This window comes from Arthrobacter glacialis, from assembly GCF_002909445.1.
In the GTDB taxonomy this organism is placed as follows: domain Bacteria; phylum Actinomycetota; class Actinomycetes; order Actinomycetales; family Micrococcaceae; genus Specibacter; species Specibacter glacialis.
Genome location: NZ_PPXC01000057.1, coordinates 1 through 1,066 on the forward strand (window position 1 = coordinate 1; position 1,066 = coordinate 1,066).

Genomic DNA, 1,066 nt, shown 5'->3' on the forward strand with positions numbered 1-1,066 from the left:
GCTGTCAGCGTGGGTGGCGTTTGAGGTATCTGAGGATGAGGTGTTCCCGGCGGCTGGACGCGGGGTTGGTGAGCTTGGTGGGGTCGGGCCGGGTGGGGTTGAGTGTTTTGTTGAGGCGTTTCTTGAGCCATGTGGGGAACGCTGGCCGTTGTGGTTCACGGTTCTGGGGGCGGTGGTATTTCCCGGACGGTGAGATCCATCCGACTCGCCCGTCTGCTTCGATCAGGGGTGTCCAGCCGCGTAGCCGGATCTGGTGGCGGTCGGGGTCTTGATCGACGCGGTAGTTCCCGTGCCGGTCTTTGTCGTCCTTGAAGTGTCTGAGGAGGTGGTGGCGTTTGCAGGCCGGGCGCATATTCTCCGCTGTGGTGGCCCCGCCTTTCTCCCACGCGGTGACGTGGTCTGTTTCGGTGTCCATGACGGGGTTGGTGCAGTTCAGGTAGTAACAGCCCTGCGCCAGGGCGCGCAGCACAGCCTTCTCACTCTCGCGCATCCTGTACCTCTCAGGGTTTAACCCCAACGGTTCCCCACTGATCGGATCAGTGAGCACGCGCAGGAACGTGCCGGCATCGGCGGCAAGTTTCCGGGCAATGCTTTCTGGCACTGGGCCGGAGCTGGCACTGCTGCCCACCAGTTGCGCGGGTTCATCGGTGATGCCCAGCGCCCCCAGGAACGGCACCGTGAGCAAGATGGTGGCCCCGGGCATGGGCGGGTCAGTGATCAGTTGGTGCGCCCTGATGGCCGCCAACTGGTCCAGATAATCCCGTTCAGGACTGTCTGGGATGCCATCGACCACACCGTGAACATAGCCCGAACCATCACCGAGCAGCTCCCCGAAAAGCACTTCATCCGCACCAGTTTCACCCGCACTAGGGTCATCCACTCCAGGGCCACCATTCACCCCACCACCGGTTGCCGCGTTCTCACCCGTGAAGGGCAGAATCCCACCCCCGCACACCACCCCGAACAACAGCTGCGCCCCGCCGGCGCCTTCGGGAACAAAACCCTCTGCCAGCCCCGGACCGGTGCTAGGACTGTAGCTGGGACTGGGACTGGGACTGGGACTGGG

1 protein-coding gene is annotated in these 1,066 nt (G+C 63.7%); it reads right to left on the minus strand.

Translation table 11 applies throughout. From position 1 onward, the window contains the following. Positions 1–4: 4 nt before the first annotated feature. A partial coding sequence (locus CVS27_RS20400) for an HNH endonuclease signature motif containing protein (RefSeq protein ID WP_207767610.1) occupies positions 5–1,066 on the minus strand: 1,062 nt, incomplete at its 5' end.